This is a genomic window from Cupriavidus sp. a3, assembly GCF_051015765.1.
GTDB lineage: Bacteria > Pseudomonadota > Gammaproteobacteria > Burkholderiales > Burkholderiaceae > Cupriavidus > Cupriavidus oxalaticus_A.
In genome coordinates this window covers 2523353-2544192 of sequence record NZ_CP170643.1, presented here as the reverse complement: position 1 = coordinate 2544192, position 20840 = coordinate 2523353, and the positions used below count along the sequence as shown (strand labels likewise).

15 protein-coding genes and 1 pseudogene are annotated in these 20840 nt (G+C 60.3%); 5 read left to right on the top strand and 11 right to left on the bottom strand.

Annotated elements, in window-relative coordinates:
• Window positions 1-24: 24 nt before the first annotated feature.
• From ACAD63_RS12340 to ACAD63_RS12325, 4 genes are all read right to left on the bottom strand, one after another.
• The gene (locus ACAD63_RS12340; RefSeq protein WP_135706463.1) at window positions 25-1272 is read right to left on the bottom strand and encodes a M20 family metallo-hydrolase; all 1248 of its coding nucleotides are present in this window, start codon (window positions 1270-1272) and stop codon (window positions 25-27) included.
• Entirely contained in the window at window positions 1269-2501 is a 1233-nt protein-coding gene (locus tag ACAD63_RS12335; RefSeq protein WP_135706464.1) for a diaminopropionate ammonia-lyase, read from the bottom strand. The genes ACAD63_RS12340 and ACAD63_RS12335 overlap by 4 nt, the downstream gene beginning before the upstream one ends.
• A gap of 29 nt (window positions 2502-2530) precedes the next feature.
• Window positions 2531-3379, bottom strand: coding sequence for a MurR/RpiR family transcriptional regulator (locus ACAD63_RS12330; protein ID WP_240746072.1), 849 nt, complete (start codon window positions 3377-3379; stop codon window positions 2531-2533).
• A gap of 545 nt (window positions 3380-3924) precedes the next feature.
• Window positions 3925-4116, bottom strand: a complete 192-nt coding sequence (locus tag ACAD63_RS12325) for a hypothetical protein (RefSeq protein WP_434032740.1) — start codon at window positions 4114-4116, stop codon at window positions 3925-3927.
• An 882-nt stretch (window positions 4117-4998) separates the two neighbouring features.
• Here ACAD63_RS12325 and ACAD63_RS12320 point away from each other — a divergent pair.
• A pseudogene (locus tag ACAD63_RS12320) lies at window positions 4999-7583 on the top strand (Tn3 family transposase).
• A gap of 732 nt (window positions 7584-8315) precedes the next feature.
• Here ACAD63_RS12320 and ACAD63_RS12315 read toward each other — a convergent pair.
• Window positions 8316-9227: a LysR family transcriptional regulator gene (locus ACAD63_RS12315; protein ID WP_434032739.1), complete on the bottom strand. Its 912-nt coding sequence runs from the start codon at window positions 9225-9227 to the stop codon at window positions 8316-8318.
• Between the two features lie 111 nt (window positions 9228-9338).
• On the opposite strand from ACAD63_RS12315, the gene ACAD63_RS12310 reads away from it, so the two are divergent.
• Both ACAD63_RS12310 and ACAD63_RS12305 read left to right on the top strand, forming a co-directional pair.
• A complete protein-coding gene (locus ACAD63_RS12310) occupies window positions 9339-10505 on the top strand; it encodes a mandelate racemase/muconate lactonizing enzyme family protein (protein WP_434032738.1) in 1167 nt (388 codons plus the stop codon).
• Window positions 10506-10540: 35 nt separating this feature from the next.
• Complete coding sequence (locus ACAD63_RS12305) at window positions 10541-11533, top strand: tripartite tricarboxylate transporter substrate-binding protein (protein WP_434032737.1); 993 nt, start codon at window positions 10541-10543, stop codon at window positions 11531-11533.
• A 690-nt stretch (window positions 11534-12223) separates the two neighbouring features.
• On the opposite strand, the gene ACAD63_RS12300 is transcribed toward ACAD63_RS12305, so the two are convergent.
• From ACAD63_RS12300 to ACAD63_RS12280, 5 genes are all read right to left on the bottom strand, one after another.
• The gene (locus tag ACAD63_RS12300) at window positions 12224-13336 is read right to left on the bottom strand and encodes a CocE/NonD family hydrolase (protein ID WP_434032736.1); all 1113 of its coding nucleotides are present in this window, start codon (window positions 13334-13336) and stop codon (window positions 12224-12226) included.
• Between the two features lie 602 nt (window positions 13337-13938).
• Window positions 13939-14295, bottom strand: coding sequence for a hypothetical protein (locus tag ACAD63_RS12295; protein WP_434032735.1), 357 nt, complete (start codon window positions 14293-14295; stop codon window positions 13939-13941).
• Window positions 14296-14366: 71 nt separating this feature from the next.
• Complete coding sequence (locus ACAD63_RS12290) at window positions 14367-14678, bottom strand: YidH family protein (protein WP_434032734.1); 312 nt, start codon at window positions 14676-14678, stop codon at window positions 14367-14369.
• A gap of 41 nt (window positions 14679-14719) precedes the next feature.
• A complete protein-coding gene (locus ACAD63_RS12285) occupies window positions 14720-15961 on the bottom strand; it encodes a CaiB/BaiF CoA transferase family protein (RefSeq protein WP_135706473.1) in 1242 nt (413 codons plus the stop codon).
• Between the two features lie 113 nt (window positions 15962-16074).
• Complete coding sequence (locus ACAD63_RS12280) at window positions 16075-17043, bottom strand: Bug family tripartite tricarboxylate transporter substrate binding protein (protein WP_434032733.1); 969 nt, start codon at window positions 17041-17043, stop codon at window positions 16075-16077.
• A 149-nt stretch (window positions 17044-17192) separates the two neighbouring features.
• On the opposite strand from ACAD63_RS12280, the gene ACAD63_RS12275 reads away from it, so the two are divergent.
• Complete coding sequence (locus ACAD63_RS12275) at window positions 17193-18086, top strand: LysR family transcriptional regulator (protein ID WP_135706475.1); 894 nt, start codon at window positions 17193-17195, stop codon at window positions 18084-18086.
• Window positions 18087-18114: 28 nt separating this feature from the next.
• Here ACAD63_RS12275 and ACAD63_RS12270 read toward each other — a convergent pair whose 3' ends face one another.
• Window positions 18115-19071, bottom strand: coding sequence for a LysR family transcriptional regulator (locus ACAD63_RS12270; RefSeq protein WP_135706476.1), 957 nt, complete (start codon window positions 19069-19071; stop codon window positions 18115-18117).
• 185 nt (window positions 19072-19256) lie between these two features.
• Between ACAD63_RS12270 and ACAD63_RS12265 the strand changes: the two genes are divergently transcribed.
• On the top strand, window positions 19257-20783 hold the full coding sequence (locus ACAD63_RS12265; RefSeq protein WP_434032732.1) for a CoA-acylating methylmalonate-semialdehyde dehydrogenase: 1527 nt from the start codon (window positions 19257-19259) through the stop codon (window positions 20781-20783).
• Window positions 20784-20840 lie beyond the last annotated feature (57 nt).

The following is a 20840-nucleotide window of genomic DNA, read 5'->3' as shown; positions in this document are numbered from 1 at the left end:
GTGTCTCCAATTATGCGGTAAGTGTCATGCGGCCAGCTCGAGCATCAGGTCGAGGAGCACGTTGGCGCCGGCCTGGATGTCGTGGTCGTAGGTCAGTTCGGCGACGTTGTGCGACAGGCCGCCCACGCTCGGCACGAATATCATGCCGGCGGGGCACATGCGGGCGAGCATCTGTGCGTCATGGCCGGCGCCGCTCGGCATGCGCCGCACGCTGTGGCCGCGGCGGCGCGCGATGGCCTCGACGCGGGCGACCATGCCCTCGTCGAACGCCACCGGCGCGAAGTCAGCCAGCGTGCGGTGGGTGAGGCGCACGCCCTCGGCCTTCGCCGTGTCCTGCGCGTAGGCCTGCGTGCGCTGCACGGCGTCGGCGAGCGACGCGCCGTCGGTATTGCGCAGGTCGACGGTGAACACCGCGCGATTCGGAATCACATTGACCAGATTCGGGAAAAACTGCACCTGTCCGACCGTCGCGAGCTGCGCGCTGCCAAGCTCGCGCGACAGGTCCCGCACGAAGCAGGCGATCCGCGCGGCGACGAGGCCGGCGTCGTGGCGCAGCCGCATTGGCGTGGTGCCGGCATGGTTGGACGTGCCTTCGACGGTGAACTCGGTCCAGTGGATGCCTTGCACGCCGGTGACCGCGCCGATGGTGATGTCCTCATGCTCCAGCACCGGTCCCTGCTCCACGTGCAGTTCCACGAAGGCATGGACGCGGTTGCGGCCCACCGGCGCCGGTCCGGCATAGCCGATCCGGGCGAGGTTCTCGCCGACCGTGGTGCCGTCGATGCCGCGCGTATCCAGCGCCTGCCGCAGCGGAAGGTCGCCCTGGAACACCAGGCTGCCCATCATGTCGGGGGCGAAGCGCGCGCCTTCCTCATTGGTGAAAAAGGCCACTGCCAGCGGACGACGCGTGACAATGCCGGCGTCGCCGAGCGCCGCCATGACCTCCAGGCCAGCGAGCACACCGAGATTGCCGTCGTAGCGGCCGCCGGTGCGGACGGTGTCGATGTGCGAGCCGGTCATCACGGGCGGGAGGTCTTCGCGGCCGGCACGTACGCCGACCACGTTGCCGATGCCGTCGATGCTGACCGACAAGCCCAGCTCGCGCATCCACGACACCACGAGATCGCGCCCGGCACCGTCCTCGTCGGTCAGAGCGAGCCTGCAGACGCCGCCGCCGTCGATGGCACCCACTTCGCCGAGTGCGGCGATCCGGCGCAGCAGGCGGGGCAGGTCGATGCGCGCCGTCTGTTCAAGGTCGAGGGTAGCATTCACGCTGCTTTCCTCACGTCTTCCGGCAGGCGGCCGACGATGCGCTCGTACAGTGCCACGTCGGTCGCGCCTTCGCTGCCGAACACCAGCACCCGGCTGGCAGCAGTCAGGCCGAGTTGTTCGCGCACGGCGGGATCGGCCATCGCACCGAGGCAGCCGGCCAGCCCCGCGACTGCCGATTCGCCGGCCACGATGGGCGTATCGCCATAGCGGCTGTCGGCCAGGAGGCGCACGCTGTCGAGCGCGGAGGCATCATCGATGGTCAGGAAGGCATGCGCGCCGGGATGCAGGACTTCCCACGCCAGCAGCGAGACTTCGCCGCAGGCGAGGCCGGCCATCACCGTGTCGAGGTCGCCGTGGACCGCCACCGGCTTGCCGGCGCGCGCACTTTCATACAGGCAGGCGGCCTTGTCCGGCTCGACCACGATGAAGCGCGGACGCTTGTCGCCGAGCACTTCCCAGAAGTGCGCGCACACGGCGGCGGCGAGCCCACCCACGCCGCCCTGCAGGAAGACGTGGGTCGGAAGCTGGCCGTCCGGCAACTGATGCAGCGCCTCGTCGGCCATCACCGCGTAGCCCTGCATCACGTCCTTCGGGACCTCCATATAGCCTTCGTAGGAAGTGTCGGACACCACGAAGCGGCCCAGCCGCGCCGCGTCGTCGGCCGCCTGGCGCACCGAGTCGTCGTAGTTGCCGGCGGTGCGGACCACCAGCGCGCCGTATTGCTCGATGGCCGCCTTGCGGCCTTCGCTTACGGTGGCGTGAATATAGATCACGCACTGGCAACCGAAGCGCTGCGCGCCCCAGGCGACCGAGCGGCCGTGGTTGCCGTCGGTGGCGCAGGTCACGGTAATGTCGCGCACCACGTCGGCATAGCGGCCCGACAGGAGATCGTCTACCGACACGTCGCTCACGCCTAGGCGGCTGGCGATCTCGCGCACCAGCAGGCGGCTGACAGCGTAGGCACCGCCCAGTGCCTTGAAGCTGCCCAGCCCGAAGCGGCCGCCTTCGTCCTTGTAGAGGATTTGGGCGACCCCGGCGGCACCCGCGAGGCCGTCCAGCGCGACCAGTGGCGTCGGCGCGTAGCCCGGCCAGCGGCGGATCTGCACGGCGGCGCGGGCGAAGGCTTCACCGCCGAGCACGGCTTGCTGGCGGGCCCCGTAGGTCGCGCTGGGCGTGGCGGCCGGATTCAGGATGCTCTGCAGCTTCAAGTTGGGCAGTGGATGATTCAAGACAGTCTCCTTGGTTCCTTGGTTGGGATCTAGCGATGGAGGTCGCCGTAGTGGTCATGGAGTGACTCGATTTCTTCGAGCCTCTCGCGCGCCGTGTCGCCGAGGACCAGCGCGAGGGTTGTGCAAAGGTGGTTGATCAGGCTGACAGCGGCGACGTAGGAGTCGAATACCGCCGCGCCGTGGTTGACGCAGCGGAGCACGACGTCGGAGCGCGCCGGCAGATCCGTCGCGCTGGGGTCGGTCAGGATCACGACCTTGGCGCCGACACGGTTGGCGTGGGCGACCATCGGCCACAGCAACGTCACACGTCGGCGGAAGTCCATCACCAGCAGTACGTCGCCAGGGCCCAGGTCGGCCAAGTCTTCGGCGAGGTTCAGGCCAGCGCCCGGCGCTAGTGTCACGCCTGGCCGCAACTGCGTTAGTAGAGCCCACGCGTATTGCGCGAGCACGCGGCCGTTGCGGAAGCCGGCGATGAAGACCCGCCGCGCGTTGGCGAATATCGCGACGGCGCGCTCGACGTCGGCCGGATTCAGGCGGTCAAATGTGTGGGCAAGGTTCTGCATGTCGTTGGCGAGGTGGCGCGCCAGCGGCGCCTGCTCGTCCGCTGGTGCTTGGACGCCGGCTAATTCATACAGCGGTGAGCCGCGGTCGGCTTCGTCGCGCTGGAGGGACCGGACCTCGTTGAAATTCTCGTAGCCAAGGCGGCGAAAGAACCGACCGGCCGTCGCCTTGGAAACGCCAGCCTTTTGCGCCAACTCGGTCGCCGAGTAGGCCGCAAGGTTGCCGATGCACTCGAGGGTGACGGCGGCCAGGCGGCGCTCGCTTTCGGTGAGCTGGTCATGCAGCACGAGGATCTTGTCATGCAACGATGAGGTCATGATTGGGTCCGGATGAAACTTTGGTTTCAGAAATATAGGGGAATGAAACTTTGGTGTCAAACAAAATTCAGTGTGAAACCATGGTTTCACGACATGCATTTTCGCGCACATGGAGCACACGGGGGTGCAGTCGAGGCCGCGCTACTGGCGGCGAGGTCCGGCTTGGGGCAAGCGGGCCACTTTGGTGGAGGACGTCAAAGTCTGGTTCGCTAACTCGAAGCAGATCTATTGGGCAAAGCGGGAGGGAAGCTTTTTTTGTTTCGCCGTCGCAGGGCTGTTTACGACCCTTCTCTGTCATTTGACAGCGCTGAGATTAATGTCCGTTGACAGGATAGGAGCCGCCAGAAACCAGGCCGGTCGCCAGGGGCGACTCGAAAACAAAAAGTTACGGAATAGCCGCCGAAGGACCGCGCATGGGCTACGGCGGCATCACCCCGCCGGGCTGATGCACATTTGCTGATAGGCGCTGCCGGCGCCGACATCGCCAATAGGATGCCGGTCAACCAACGCACGATGGCAAGAAGTCGGCCGGCAAGGCGCTGCCGTCAGTACTTCGGGACTGGGCGGGCCCCACCTGCCCAGTCATGCGTGTACTGATAGACGTTCTGGATGTAGTCTGCGAGGCGCTGGTCGATCTGGCCGCCCTTGATGGCGGACATTTCGACGCAATCTAGGTCTTCGATGGCCGGCAGGTCATGAATGACAATGGTCGCGCGTTCATTGGTTTGGGTAGTCATGATGAAGCTCCTTTGCTCAGGTCGAGTTAGTGAGCATTGGATGTCGCGGTTGCCGTGTCCCTTGCTCACTAGTCGTATTGCATGGCGCGTGCCAGTGTCTTGGTTTGCGTACGTCGCCACCGGATTGGGCCCACAGGGAGCGATAGGCGACGATTCGACTACCGTGATGTGGGTGGGAAACCAACAGACGCTGTCTCTACGTTGGGCCGTACCAGACGGTCCCGATGGAGTGAGATTTTGGTGGGCGACATCGTCAATCACGACGCCGGACTTCAGCGCCTTCACCTAGTCCATAACCGTGGTCCGGAGTGCCGTGCGCAAGGGATTGGGTTGCCGACTCACAAGATCCCCGTGCTGCCTGCTGAATGCCCGGTGGCCTCCATTAAAGGGCTGAAGGACGCGAACGTGCTCCCCAGGCGGGCCGGCCAGCCCAAGGTGAAGCGAGAGTGCTTCCGCCCTTCTAACGAAGGTGGCAAAGATCTGTGCTGCCTAGAAAGGACGCTGCTCACCATTCTCAATCAGATAAGCCGGGACAGCCGCTCGGCCGATGAAAGTGAGGTGCGTCGTTGGCGGGCCAAAGTCCCTTGTCACTAGAGGAGCGGACATTCGAATGACTCGGTGCGCGATGACCAAAGTCGCTTGCTGGCCGACAAGCGCCGTCCCCGAGTGAAGCCGGGCTGTTTGCGACAAGGCGCGTCCGGCATTTTTGGCCACTACTAAGTCTGTTGACGCAGGGCGGAAGGGGGGAATCGTCCTTTTCTTGCCGATTGATACGGTTATCACAATCAGCCCCGAGTCCCCTGCCCATTCGTTGACGTTATTGCGGCCATCCGAGCACTTGTCGTACAGTTTTGACCCGAACGACACCCCGAAAAGTGGTAGATGTCGGCATTTGCGTATCGCTACGTTGGCAGGGAAGAGTTGCCTGCCCGCTTGACAGAGTTTGACCTGCAGCAGTTCTTTCAGCTCACCAGTGCTGACATCGCGGCAATATGGGAGCGGTTTCGGGCCGACAGATTCGCGGCGGTCGGCCTGCAGCTCGTTTGCCTCCGGGCCTTCGGTCGGCCGTTGGACCGGTTTGCTGTCGTTCCGCGCAATCTCCTTCAGTACGTGTGCGAAGCTTTCTCCGCGCCGTTGCTGTCGATTGCCAGCCTGAAGTCACTGTACCAACGACGTCCGACGTTGTACGAGCATCAGCAATGGGTCAAGGAGCACCTTGGCATCAAGCCGTTTGATGTCACCAGCCAGACCGCTTTGCAAGAGATGCTCCGCGTACAAGCTGCCGCTGCGGCAGACGTGGATGAGCTTGTCACCACCGCTCAGCGATGGCTCTACGATCGCTGCCGCCTCATTCCCGGCCAGCGCCAGATCACCGACATGGCACAGCATGCATTTTCCGCCTACGAGGCGCAAATGCTCGCAGTGGTCAGCCGACGCAGCCAGGATCTGTTCCGACGCGCGGCCAGCACGGCGCAGTCGACGCACACCCGTTCCGCTGTGGAAGACAGGCAGCAGGCGCTCAAGGCCAAGGCCGTCCTGCAAGACAAGAGCAAGCCGACCGAGCAGCGAGTGGATGAAGCCCTGGAGCACCTGGCCATCGTCACCGACGCGGCGCATTCGAGCTTTGCGTCACACGTGCGCGCGGCGCTGACCGGTGACCATCAGCGGATTCACGCTCTGCTGTCGGGACTGGAAGGCCTGGAATTCGGCGGCAGGGAGGATACCGGGAATCATCGCAGCAATGCCCATGGCATCGATCTCGGTGCCATGGGCGAGCAAGGCCGCGTAGGTCGACAGCAGTTCGGCCACGGACTTCGCCCGGTGCCCAAGCAGCACCTCGCTGAAATTGGTCGAGGCGTCGACCTCCAGCAATAGGTCTGGGAACTGCACTTCGCCGATTGTCTTGTAGATCAAGTCGCGCGTGCGGCGCGGCTCATCGTCCTGCTCCAGCGCCACAATCGCCGGCAGGTGAAGCATGCCATCGTCTCCAATTTCGATCTTGCCTTTAGCGGAGGCCTCGGCCACCGCAGCCACACCAGCACGAAGCGTATCCAGTAGCTGTTCGATGAAGGTATCAGCCGCGGCTGGCAGGCCCAATAGCCCGAGATACTTGACACGGTCGCGCTCCCACTCCTTGGCAGGGATGAGCATTTGGTCGGCATCACGAAAGCGCATCGAGTGGTCAATCCATACGCTGCCCCGACGCAGGCTATTTCGTAGCGACATCATCGTGCAGGCAGAGAAGGCCTGATAGCGGCGCTTTGGGTCAGGATCATGGACGAGGTCATGCCACGCTGTGCCAACGCCGGTCTCCGTAAAGTCTTCTGGCAGAGCATTGAGCTTCCTGGTCTGCAGGTCGCGCCACGCCTTGAGGTTCGCAAAGCCGGCATCGTCCGACACCGCCCAGGTGTCACTTGCCATGCGGGCGCTGGAGACCCATGGCCGTTTGCGCAGGGCCAACGAGGTGGTGGCTGAATTTCAAGGAAAGATCCCATTAGCCACGCACTGGGGCACCGGAAAGAAGGCATCGGCCGACATGATGTCACTAGACGTTTCACGACATCTGTGGATCGCCCGTGTTGATCCACGTCGACGCACCTACGCGACCGGCATCCCACGTGCTCGACAAGTGGGGCATCGTCTATGACCAACCGATTGTCTTGAACGAGCGTCAGGCTGGGGTGGCCATCGAGGGCGTAGAGCAGCACAACCGCAGCGAGGACCGTATCCGCCTGTCGTTACTGGCAGTGGACACGCACGGCTACACGAACGCCGCGATGGCCTGGGCCAAGGGCTTGAGTTTCGATCTATGCCCGCGGCTGCGCGATCTGTCGGAGCGCAAACTGTATCTGCCGGCAGAGTTTAAAGTGCCAGAAGGTATCGAGCGTGTCACCACGAAGCGATTGTCCTTGAGAGCCATACGCCTGGGTTGGGACAATTTCCTACGGGTGCTGGCATCGATCCGTATCGGCCGCATTAGCGCTGAGCTCGCCATGCAACGGTTGGGCGGCGCTGCCCGGACCAACAAGGCACACAAAGCTGCCGAGCATCTCGGCCGGCTGTTGCGTAGCATCTTCCTGTGCGACTACGTGACCATTGAAGACTTCCGCCGCGAAATCCATACGTTGCTCAGCCGAGGGGAGTCGGTGCACCAGTTGCAGCGCGCGATCCATGCTGGCCGGGTGCCACACGAACGCGGCCGGCGAGGCGATGAGATGACGGCGATCTCGGGGGCGCACGCGCTTCTGACCAACATCGTTCTGGCGTGGAATACCAACCGCATGAACGATGTCGTCGAGCGACTTCGCAAGGGGGGCACGAATATCGAGGACGCTTGGCTGCGCCGCATGGGGCCGGGGCATTCCGGGCACATCAACTTCCGGGGGATCCTCAGCTTCGGTGTCGAGCGCTACATTGACTCGCTGATCCAAGGCAGTGGCGCAACAACCCGACAGGCTATGGCATAACTGCCATCGAACGCCGCAGAGCAAAATCTGCCACAGATTGGCACACAGCAGTGTCTCGAGACCGAAATACGGCAGCACCTTCGCAGCGGCAGCTACGACAGCAGTTTCGCAGGCTGGCCAGGCATACTGGCTGCCAACCGCGTACCAATCGGCAAAGAAAGGACGGTGCAGCGCGAAACGAAGAATCGCTAAGTCATTGTTCTAGAACGTCTTTTTAAGCCTGACCGTCTCATTCTGCTGCAAAAGGACGATTACCCCAGGATGTGGAAACCGCCTTTGATGACAGATCGACAGGCCAAGCGCTCCCGACTTCAACCTCATCTTTGCTGATTCGTGCTGCATGGCGCACATAGAAATTTGAGCTCTCTCTCTGGCCGGGGGCGGAGTCACGAGGTTATCCGGGGCGCAAGGAAGGGTGCATTCTCTCGATAAATCAAAGGGTTGCCAGAGATGTGGCGGAATTTCTGCGAATCCCGGCCGGACCTCAGGTAAGCGACGGCCGCTGTGCGCGAAAGACGTTTCTTAGCCCACGGGAAAATCCAAGGGAAGGGGATGGAGGCTGGACTTCGCAGGTGACAGCGGCGCATGAGTCTCCATCAATAGTTTCACGATCTCGAAATTACGCCTGCTGTCTCTAGACGACCCGTAACGGTCGTCGGGCGGGCGTACTCCGAGTGTCTGCAGTACGGCCGGAGCGGCCGCAGAATTCTGGGCGGCCGCCTTCTGTCGCCCCTATCCCTTCTTTTCAAGCGACTTCTGAAACGTCTCTACTAAAAAGTCAATGAAGGCACGCGCGCGTGCTGTCTGATTGCGGCGCTGCGAGTAGTAGACAAAGAGATCCGCAGATGGCTGTTTGAATTGCGGTAAGACGACTCGCAATCGGCCGCTCTCCAGATACTTTGCCAAGTCCCACTCGGAACGGATCAGGATGCCGTGCCCGTCGAGCGCCCAGCCGAGAACGATATCCCCGTCGTTGCTGGATAGCGCCCCGGTGACCTTAACGCTTTCGTGATGCCCCGCCTGCTCGAAGCGCCAGATGGTGTGGGCTTCGTCGTTCTGTCGGTGAATGATGCAGCGATGCTTGTGAAGCTCGGACAATGACTGCGGTGACCCGAATTTGTCCAGGTAGACCGGCGAAGCGCATAGGAAACGACGGTTCGACATGATCCGCCTTGCGCTCAGCCGGTTATCCGGCAGCGTTCCGAACCGGATCGCCAGGTCGACACCACTGTCAACCAGGTCTACGGGGCGATCCGTGACTTCGAGTTGCACCTCCACCTGTGAATAGCGCTTTGCAAACTCGGACACCAGAGGAGCAATGGTGGTCCGTCCGAAGCCGAGTGTTGCATTGACGCGGAGCAGTCCGCGCGGTTCGGCTCCGCTGCTTGCCACAACGCTCTCCATCTCCCGGAGGTCCGCCAGGATCCTCTGGGCATATGCCAGGTAGGTCTCGCCTTCGTTCGTCAGGCTGATGCGCCGCGTGGTGCGATTCACCAGACGGACACCAAGGCGGCTTTCCATCAGTGCCAGCCGCTTTGTCGCTGCGGGGGGCGTCAGATCCAGTTCGCGCGCTGCGGCCGCTAACGAGCCGTGCCGGTCGATCAGGACGAAGAACTCCAGTTCGGACGCGATTTCAGTCTTCACTTTGAGCGAATAATGAAATGAAATTGATTCAATTGTAGTACACCATTCCGCACCTAAGCTACGTACTCCGACGCGCCCAGCGTTCAAGTAATGTGAGTCAGGAGACACACTGTGAGAGTCGTAGAAATCCGCGAGAAGACCTTCCCGATCAGCTCGCCCATCCGCAACGCCTACATCGATTTCAGCAAGATGACGCTGAGCCTGGTCGCCGTGGTCACCGACGTGATCCGCGACGGCAAGCCCGTGGTCGGCTACGGCTTCAACTCCAACGGTCGCTATGGCCAAGGCACCTTGATGCGTGAGCGGTTCATTCCGCGCATCCTGGAAGCCGATCCGGAGTCGCTGGTCGACGCCACCGGCAACAACCTGGATCCGCACAAAATCTGGGACACCATGTTCAAGAACGAGAAGCCGGGCGGCCATGGCGAGCGATCGGTGGCCATCGGCACCATCGACATGGCGGTCTGGGATGCTGTCGCCAAGATCGAAGGCAAGCCCTTGTTCCAGTTGCTGGCCGACCGCTATGGCAACGGGCAGGCGGACCGCAAGGTGTTCGTCTACGCCGCCGGCGGTTATTACTATCCCGGCCAGGATCACGGCAAGCTGAAGGACGAGATGCGCAGCTACATCGACCGCGGCTACACCGTGGTCAAGAAGAAGATCGGCGGCGCGTCGCTGGACGAGGATCTGCGACGCATCGACTCGATTCTGAGCGTGCTGCAGGATGGTCAGAAGCTCGCCGTCGATGCCAATGGGCGCTTCGATCTCGACACCGCCATCCAGTATGCCAAGGCGCTTTCCCAATACGATCTGTTCTGGTACGAGGAGCCGGGCGATCCGTTGGACTTCGAGCTGCAAGCGACGCTGCGCAACTACTATGACAAGCCGATGGCCACCGGCGAAGACCTGTTCTCGATGCAGGACGCCCGCAACCTGATTCGCTACGGCGGCATGCGCCCGGATCGCGACTACCTGCAATTTGACTGCGCGCTCAGCTATGGCCTGGTCGAATACCTGCGCACGCTCGACATGCTCAAGCAGCACGGCTGGTCGGCCAGCCGGTGCATTCCGCACGGCGGTCATCAGATGTCGCTGAATATCGCAGCGGGCCTAGGTTTGGGCGGCAACGAGAGCTACCCCGACCTGTTCCAGCCATTCGGCGGCTTCCCCGATGGCGTCAAGGTCGAGAAGGGCTACCTCACGATGCCCGACCTGCCAGGCATCGGCTTCGAAGGCAAGTCGGACTTGTATAGCGTGATGCAGCAACTGTCGGCGTAAGCCGCAGCATTTCAAAAACATAAACGGAGACAACCATGTGGATCAAGCAAGCGGCCGCCCGCGCCGCAACCCTATGCATTTTCAGCGGCCTCTTCGTCACGTCCGGCTACGCTCGTGCCGAATATCCGGAGAAGCCTGTCATCTTGGTTGTCCCGTTCGTGGCTGGCGGCCCGAGCGACAAAATCGCGCGAGACGTCGCCGAATCGCTGCGGAAAACACTCGGCACCACGGTTGTCGTCGAGAATACCGCTGGTGCCGGCGGTACCATCGGTACGGCTCGTGTCGCCCGGGCGACCCCGGACGGCTATACGCTGCTGGTCCACCATATCGGCCTGGCGACGGCACCAGCCCTGTACAAGAAGCTTGGCTACAAGACCTCGGACCTGGAATTCCTGGGGCTGATCAACGAGGCACCGTCGACACTGATCGGCAAGACCGCCCTGCCGCCTAACAACCTGCCCGAACTCAAAAAGTTTATTGCGGCGAATGGCGGAAAGCTGAACCTGGCCAACGCAGGCGTGGGCTCGGCGTCGCACCTCTGCAGCCTGCTGCTGCAAAGCACGCTGAAAAGCGACATGACCTTTGTCCCGTACAAGGGAACGGCGCCCGCCATGTCCGACATCATAGGCGGGCAAGTCGATCTGATGTGCGAGCAGGCCACCAACAGTACGCCGCAGATCGAAGCCAAGAAGGTCAAGGCATTTGGGGTGACAAGTGCCCAACGCTCGACGGTGCCGGCCTTGGCGGGCATTCCGACCCTCAACGAAGCCGGCTTGCCGGGATTCAACTTCACCGTCTGGCACGGTTTGTATGCGCCTCGCAGTACCCCGCCAGCCGTACTCGAGAAAATCAACAAGGCCCTGCGCGCAGCGCTGAAGGATCCGGCGTTAATCAAACGTGAAGAGGCATTGGGCATCACGGTTGTCACCGACGACCGTCTCTCACCGGCAGGCCATAAGAAGTTCTTCAACGAAGAAGTTAATCGGTGGACGAAAGTCATCACGGACGCTGGCATTCAGCCGGAGTGACTGCATTGCGCTCCCCACCGGCCGGGGCACCTGGTCTGGTGCCGTCCCGTCCTTTTCCAACATTCTTGATCGCCACGCGGCTCCGATGTACTGGAGCTGCCATAGGGCCCCGTGCGACCCTCCAGGTGAGGTCAACGAGCCCGCACTGCACCACGTACCAACCACTAGTAGCTGGGTCCCGGCCGCCAACGCCGCCGGAACGAAGCACTGCCGGAACTCCACATGAACACCAGGACTGCTGCACCGAGCTTGCGCGAAGCCACGCTTGAATATCACGAGTATCCTTCGCCGGGCAAACTGACCGTCTCGCCGACGAAGCAATTGCTGAACCAACGCGACCTATCCCTTGCCTACTCTCGATCTCCTCACAAGGGCAAGCAACCCCCGGAGAGTCGATGTCTTTGACATCGAGCTCAACGAGAGTGACCCTGAGCCTCGGCTGGCGTACGCATCCCTCACGGGATTAGGGCTGAAGGCTCTGCCCGAAGCTGAGCGCCCACTGAACCTTTAGCAAGGCTATGCCGTTTGAGAAAAACTGGGCCGCCGCTCAACAAGGCAAGGCTGCGTCACGTCCGCGGCTCTGGGATTCGTCAAACAGGGCAAGGTCACATCAATGTCGTTTCGGGTAGTGCGTCCATACAATTAGACTTGACGTTCGCGCATCACCTTAGCCGGCCCGGAAGGCTCTACCTAACGCGCTACAACCATTGGGGCACGAACATATGCGTCTTTACCGAGCGTCACAGTGACTGTGCCGGCGGGTGAGTCCGAGGCGACAATCTTGTCCGAGCTTACGACTGAAAGAACCATGCTATCGCCTGGCTGAAAAGCGTAAAACTTGCTAGGAACGCTGATCTTATAAAGGTATGTTCGACCTGGCACGCGAGGAGATGGGCCCGCGTCAGATTCAAGGTGACTTGCCTTCTTGTACGCCGCCCAACCGAGGTTTATTTGCTCTCCATTGCGACGCGCGTAAATGTTGGCGATCACATTTGCATCTGAAGCAGTAAAACTGAGCGGCAAGCTGATCTCAACGGGCCCTGCAAGGGTTGTAGCGCTGGAAAACGTTGTGGCAAGCGTCAGCCCAGTGGTGTTTCCGCTCGTATCAATCGCATATTGGAGCGTGCCAGCCGATGGAGCGTTCTGCTCAAGACCACTATTGGTAAGGTAGAAAGTCTTCGGCTCACTCGATTTTAGGGGCCAGGCAGCGAAGCCATCCCAATCTCGACCCTGCAATCCTTTCAATGCCACCTTAGGTGTCTCCGGCACGTTCGGCATGTCGGCAACCCAGCGATCGAACCAAGCCAAATACACGTTCTTGAGTTCCGGGGACGTCTGTTCAGGGACGCTATGTGGCCAGGGTCCGATCACTGTAGCAACATTTGATCTATCCCCGATTACCGCATTGCGGTTGTCATAGTAGGCCATCATAAAGTCTTGCAGTCCCTGTACGAACAGCATCGGGACCTTGATGGAGGCAACATCTACCGCGCGAGCTGCCCAGTAGTCATCAAAATTCGGGTGCGAGGTAAACGCTGCGGTCATTCGCGCAGAGCAAGTCGGTTCGCCCGCTGCGGAAGAGCAATTAGCGATAACGGGAAGAGTAGAGCCACCGCGGACGTCCTGGATACCCCCCGGATAAGCCCATTGGTATTGATCGCGAACCCCCATGACAGGAATCGAAGCGGCCAGATGTGGTGGCATTTGACCGGCCACAGCCAAAGACATGATGCCTCCATAGCTCGATCCGATCTGTCCGACCTTCCCGGTTGACCAGTTCTGCGCAGCAATCCACTCGATCACGTCGTACCCATCTCGTGCCTCCTGTGTCGAGAACATATCCACGTCCGCCTTGCTCTCAGGACCGGTCGGGCTGCCCCCGTTAGTTCCTTGGGCGCCACGAGTGTTGCACCATAGAACTGGCATAACCCTTCCGTGCAAAATCACGGAGATCGTTACCCGCACTCGCGAGCTTGCGTCCGTAGGCGGTGAAGTTGATAAGCAGGCCCGGAAAGCGGCCTAGCGCCGGCACGCCATTTGCGCCAGGGCGGTACAGGTCGCATGTAAGTTGAAAGCCGTCACGCATGGGCACAAGAATGTCCGGCTGTGCGATGGACTCGTAGGAGTCCGCCCGCGTGTAGGTTAGAAGCGGTTGGACTCGAACACGTGCTGCTGCGTCCTGCTCTGTCCCGCTCGGTGCGTTGTCGCCACCTCCGCAAGCCGTTAGCAATGCTGTGGTTGCTATGCAACGCGCGAGTGCGCTGACGTCGAGGGGGAGTCTGTTAACCAACGATTCGTTCCGCATTGTTGTCTCCGTTTGAAGGTAAATGCTCTCCATGAGAGGCCAGAATGCCTGGGGTCTCAATCAACCTTGGCTGCGGACTGGACGACGATCTTTCCTTGCTTCACAGGATCCCTGGATAATCCGGGGTAAGGCGCACACGGGTTTCATGAGCCGTCGTCTCGACTGGCACGCCAATCAATGTGGTTGTCATCCGGTGATCGCAGGTGAAAACGGCGCGGTTCCCAGTGATCCTGCAGATGGGAACACAAGCCGCTGCGCGGGTGGTCACGCGCAGCAGTTGCAGAAACTTCTCAGTGACCTCAGTCGATCCGCACGCCGACTCGGTGACGACCTTTCTCGATCTGGCGAAATCCTGCCGGATGATGCGCGCGAACACGCGCTTGTGTGTGGCCGCGGCGATCGGCTTCATCTTCCCGGCTTCGATGTGCAGCACAGCTAAGCCTTTTGCGAACTTCAAGCGATTGCCACAGTGAAAGCGGGCGATGCACTATCCTGCCTAAAGCGTCCCCGGAATTACGTGAGATTCAACTATCGGCTTTCGATGGGCAGAGGAATGCCTACAGAAGAAGGAAGCGGACTGCGATGACGCATCGCAATTTCGTTCCCCTGCCAGCGGAAGTATGCAAATCCTCCCATTCCAGCCGCCAACAACGACAGCGCGATCGCGACTACTCCTAAGACGGGTTTCGGCTCCATGTGAGCGGAGAACTGGTCGAGTACAATGCCCCCGGCCAAGACAGCGAGGGCGGTGCGAACCCAAGCGAGAAACGTGCGTTCGTTTGCAAGGGTAAATCGATAGTCCGGTTCTGCGCCACTCCTTTGCCACTGTGGTCTATTCATACTATTCGGCTTTCCTCAGACATCTCGCTGGTTCCTGGCACCTAAATCACATTTTTCATCTTCAATTCTGCAATTTTGTCGGGCGTCAAGCCTACCTGTTGAGTGAGGATTTCATCATTGTGCTCGCCTTGACCCGGGCCGCTTCGCCAGACACATCCGGGCGTAGCTGAGAAGCGCGGCACTACATTTTGCATATGAATACTTCCAAAATCCGAGTCTTCGACAGACACGATGGCTTCCCTAGCCTTGAAATGCACGTCGTTAAAGACATCTTCTATGGAATTCACTCGACTAAAGCTCACGTCATGCTCCGTTAGGATGGAAGAAATCTCTACTTCAGTTCGCTCAATAAACCATTGGCGAACGATCGTTTCAATTTCTCCGCGATTCTCCAAACGCGCTACGTTCGTATTGAACCGTGGGTCTACAAGGAGGTCTTGTCGATTCAGCGCCTTTGCAAACCTGGCAAACACCGGTGGCGCGCTGACTGCGAGCGCAATCCACTTTCCATCCCGCGTGGAATACACATCGCTCGGCGATGAGTAGGCATTGAGGTTGCCGGTACGTTCGCGGACGACACCGAGTTGGTCGTACTCAACTGCCAGAAAATCCAGTGCTCGAAACATTGCTTCTGTTGCCGATAGATCGATTTCCTGGCCCGGTCGCCCAGGTGCTGCATTTCGGTGTACTAGAGCAGCCGAGACCGAAAGCGCTCCAAACACACCAGCTAGCGCATCTGAAACGGGATATCCGGAGAACATAGGCGGTCCATCCGGCCGCCCACAGAGATAGGCGAAACCAGACATCGACTCAAAGATTCGCGCGAAACCCGGTCGGCCGCGATATGGGCCCGTCTGGCCGAATCCAGTGATGCGGAGGATTATCAGATGTGGATTGATTTCGAAAAGGCGGTCTTTGCCAAAACCCCAGCGCTCGAGCGTGTCAGGTCGAAAGTTCTCCACCAGGACATCCTGACTTGCCAGCAAGTGTTCGAAAATTTCCTTGCCTTCTTCAGTGCGAAGGTCAAGTGTGATTCCCTTTTTATTCCGGTTAGTGACCTTCGACCACAACGAGATGCCTTCCTTGTGAGGTGGCATGTGGCGGATATGGTCTCCTGCGCCGGGCACTTCAACCTTGATGACGTCGGCCCCATAGTCGGCCAGTAGTCCGGCAGCAAATGGCGCTGCCACGACTGTCGATATATCGAGGACTTTCACCCCTAACAAGGGGCCGCAGGGCGCGCGCTTTGCCGTCGGTTTGGATTTGCTCGTCGCATTTTTCATCTCTGTTGCCTCTCGATATTGGCCTTTGCTGGCACGCAAAGTACACCTTTGAACAGTATTGCTGCCATTAGTGGCGGGGGGGCCTTTACCGTAGTGCGCCCTTCCGACCCCTGTCATTCAACGCGCGCTCCCGAGTCGCGCACAACCTTGCCCCACAATGCGAATTCACGTTTCAGAATGGCGCTCAAGGCGTCCGAGTTCCCGGCCCGGGGCACTGCGCCAAGTGTCCGCAGCCGCTCGCCGAATGCGGGATCTTTAACAGTGTTGACCACTTGTTCGCTGAGTCGAAGGACTATGTCTTGATGAGTTCCCTTTGGCGCCACCAGTCCGAGCCAGGGAGTAAACGCTGCACCCGCCATGCCGGCCTCGGCAAGGGTTGGAACTTGCGGCAAAAATGCTAGTCGAGAGTCGCTTGATACGGCGAGGGGTTTCAGGCGCTTGCTTTGGATGTGGTGCAAGGTAACCGCCACGGTGTCAAGACCCAGATCGATGTTGCCGGCTAGAAGATCCGTCATTGCACGAGTACTTCCCTGGTACGGCACGTGTAGCATGTCAATTCCTGCCTGACGTTTGAGGACTTCCATACCAAGGTGGGACAGCGTGCCATTACCGGACGAGGAGTACTTCAGCCGCCCCGGGTTCGCCTTTGCGTACGTCGTCATGTCGGACACGGTGTTGAACGGCTCGGATGGATGGGCTACAAGAAGCATCGGCATGTCAGCCACGGTTGCAACCGGTTCAAAATCCCGGAGAGTGTCATAGCCCACTGTCTTGTACAGATGCGGGTTGACGACAAGCGAGGCCGTCGCGGAAAGCATCAGGGTGTACCCGTCTGCCGGGGATTTTGCGAGCGCCGCAAGTGCGATGCTTCCGCCTTGTCCCGCCTTGTTCTCTACGACCACCGGCTGACCAAGCGTCCTTAGCCGCTCGGCCAGCAGGCGAGCCACGATGTCAGTTGCTTGACCCGCAGGGAATCCAACCAGTAATTTGATGGGCTTGTCCGGGTACCGACTCGGTTGCCCAAACACGTGGCCTGTGAGCATCGTGGCCGCGATGGCCGTGATGAAATCGCGTCTTTGCATGGCTTGTCTCCCCCTGCTTTTGGACTGTCAGATGATCCCTGTTTCCTTCTTCGATGGCTCATTATGTGCAAGGCGGTAGCATTGCAGAATCCTCAACTCTCGCAAACCAGCTATACTGAATTGGCAAGGCGTGACTGGGAGACTAACGCGTGGATTTTGATGTTTTGCGAGGCTTTGTCACCATTGCCGAGCTGGGCAGCTTATCCAAGGCCTCTGCGGCGCTTGGGGTTGCACAGTCGGCGCTCAGCCGGCAGCTTTCGGCCCTTGAATCTGAAATCGGCGGACGCCTATTTCATCGCACCGGCCGCGGGGTGACGCTAACGGAGACTGGAGCTTCGATGTTGCCTCGTGCGCGTGGGCTACTCTCGGACGCCCAAGCTATGGTTGATGAGGCGGCTAATGTGATGCACTCGCCTAGCGGGCTGGTTTCAATTGGATTGGTTCCTGCATGGTCGAGCCCCCTTAGCGGACAGCTAGTCTCCTGGCAGCGAAACAACCACCCAGGAATCCGCCTACGCATTTATGAGGGTTATAGCGGAGAGATTGAGGAGTGGCTCACGAATGGTCGAATAGATGTTGGCATATTCAACCGATACCGCCCGGCCGGGCAGGAAGAAGCCATACTGACCAGCTCGATGTATCTGATAGCCCGTTCCGACGATTTGAGCATCGGTGACGAGTGCAAGCTTAAGGCCTTGGCAGGGCTACCGCTTGCGTTGATGACGCGACCCAACGCTTTCCGTATGTTGCTAGAAGAGAACTGCAACCGAGATGGTGTCTTGTTAAATTTGCAGCTTGAAGCCGATTCCGCCACTGCCATCAAAGGAGCGGTTCTAACCGGAGGGCTCTACAGCGTTCTGCCGTTGCACAGTATCACCGTTGAGCGGCAGATGGGCATTTTGCGTGGCATTCCAATTGTGGATCCGTCCATCAAGCAGAGCACGCTGCTTAAGACGACTACACATCATCCTTTGACCGCAGCAACTCGCGAAGTATGGAGGGCGCTGCCAGGCCTGCTGAAGTCGATTGTAGATGCGCTTTAACTAGCGTCTGCTTTTACGCACGGCGCCCTCACATCGCCGCAACAAAGCGGATTTCCCCTTCCTCCCCGGCCAGGAGGGCACGGTTCGCCTCTGCGGCCGCACGGAGGTAGTCCCACAAGACCGTAATACGGCGCAACTTGCGCAGATCCTCCCGGCAATACAACCAGAAGCAGCGGGTCAGTACCACCTCATCGGGCAGCACCGGCACCAGCGCCGGCTGCTGCGCGGCAATGAAACATGGCAGGATCGCAAGCCCACCGCCCTGCATCGCGGCGAAATATTGCGCAATTACGCTGGTGGTACGTAACCCGGCCGTGGCGCCTGGCACGGTCCGCTCCAGGTATAGCAATTCGCTGCTGAACGCGAGGTCATCCACGTAGCTGACAAAGGCGTGCTCGGGGAGGTCTGCCTTGCTCTTGATGGCGGGGTGGCTCGCAAGGTACTCACGCGAGGCATAAAGTCGTAACTGGTAGTCGCAAAGCTTCGTGCAGACATATGGCCCTCGGTCGGGGCGCTCGATGGTGATTGCCAGATCGGCCTCCCGCTTAGTCAGGCTGACGAAATGCGGGACTGGCAGCAGATCTACCGTGACATAGGGATGGGCGGCGCGGAAGCGAGTCAACTGCGGCGCCAGGAAAAAACAGCCAAAGCCTTCCGTCGAACCGATCCGCACATGACCGGAAAGGGCATGCCCGGTGTTGGCCACCTGATCGCAGGCAGACTGTACGGTGGTCTCCATAGCGTCTGCGTAGGCGACAAGTTGCTGCCCTTCGGCAGTGAGCGTAAAGCCGCCGGACCGTGACTTATCGAACAGGAGCGTACCCATAGCCTCCTCCAGTATGCGGATGCGGCGGGCTACGGTCGTGTAGTCGACACCCAGGCGCTTGGCTGCACCGCTGGCGCGCTGGGTACGGGCCACTTCAAGGAAGAAGCGCAGGTCGTCCCAATTGAGCTTGCCCGGGACCAGGTCGGTTTGTTTTTGCATGGGAAGGATCTTGATCTCGCAGTGGCGGCTGCGATGGCTCGCACCGACATGCATTTTTACACAACCGTCCAGCCAATTTATCGCTACATCATGGTTGTTTGCATAACTATACTCGGCCGAAACCTTGCACGCCTGCAGGCTGCTAGGGAACAACGGAGTTCAACTACCATATCCGGAGATTTTTCATGAACGCTGCCGTACCTCAAGCCACCCTCCAGCTCCCTACCGCCAAACTACTGATCGAGGGAAAGTTCGTCGACTCGCATACCCATGAGTGGGGCAACGTCGTTAATCCGGCCACTCAGGAAGTCATCGGTCGCGTACCCTACGCCACCGTGGACGAAATCGACGCCGCCATTGGCTCGGCCCAGCGCGCATTCCAGACCTGGCGACACACGTCCATCGGCACGCGCCTGCGCATCATGCTGAAGTTCCAGGATCTGGTGCGCCGCAATCTCGAACGGATCGCCCGCACGCTCACTGCCGAACAAGGCAAGACACTGCCCGATGCGCAGGGCGACATCTTTCGAGGACTGGAAGTGGTGGAGCATGCCTGCTCCATCGGCACGCTACAGCAAGGCGAATTCTCGGAGAATGTGGCCGGTGGCGTCGATACTTACACGCTGCGCCAGCCGATCGGCGTGTGCGCCGGCATCACGCCCTTCAACTTCCCGGGCATGATCCCGTTGTGGATGTTCCCCATGGCGATCGTGTGCGGAAACACCTTCGTGCTCAAGCCGTCTGAACAGGATCCTCTGTCCACGATGGAACTGGTGGAACTGGCCATGGAAGCGGGCCTCCCCGCCGGCGTCTTGAACGTAGTGCATGGCGGAAAAACCGCAGTGGACATGCTGTGCACCCATCCGGATGTGAAGGCAATTTCCTTTGTCGGCTCGACCCATGTCGGCACGCACGTCTACAACCTGGGCAGCAAGCATGGCAAGCGTGTCCAGTCGATGATGGGCGCGAAGAACCACGCCGTAGTACTGCCTGACGCCAATCGCGAGCAGACTATCAACGCACTGGTGGGTGCCGGCTTCGGCGCGGCAGGGCAGCGCTGCATGGCCACCTCCGTCGTTGTGCTGGTAGGCCAGTCGCGCGAATGGCTGCCCGATCTGGTGGAAAAGGCCAAGCTGCTCAGGGTGAGCGCCGGCCACGAGGCGGGCACTGATGTCGGACCGGTCATCTCGAAGACCGCACACGCGCGCATTACGGGCCTCATCGAGGAGGGCGTGCAGGCAGGCGCCACACTGCTGCTGGACGGGCGCGGCGTCAAGGTGCCCGGCTACGAAAAGGGTAATTTCATCGGCCCGACCATCTTCTCCGGCGTGAACACCGACATGTCGATCTATACGCAGGAGATCTTCGGTCCGGTGGTGGTGGTGCTTGAAGTCGACTCGCTGGACGAAGCCATTGCGCTGATCAACCGCAACCCGATGGGCAACGGCGTTGGCCTGTTCACGCAAAGCGGCGCCGCGGCGCGCAAGTTCCAGAGCGAGATCGATGTCGGCCAGGTCGGCATCAACATCCCGATCCCGGTGCCGGTGCCCTACTTCAGCTTCACCGGTTCGCGCGGCTCCAAGCTGGGCGACCTGGGGCCGTACGGCAAGCAGGTGGTGCAGTTCTATACGCAAACCAAGACTGTGACGGCGCGGTGGTTCGATGACGCGACAGTGAGTGACGGAGTGAATACGACGATCAGCTTGAAGTGAGAACGGCTTCCTCCCTCTCCGGCAAGCGGAGAGGGAGGTAAGACAAGCACAAGTTGA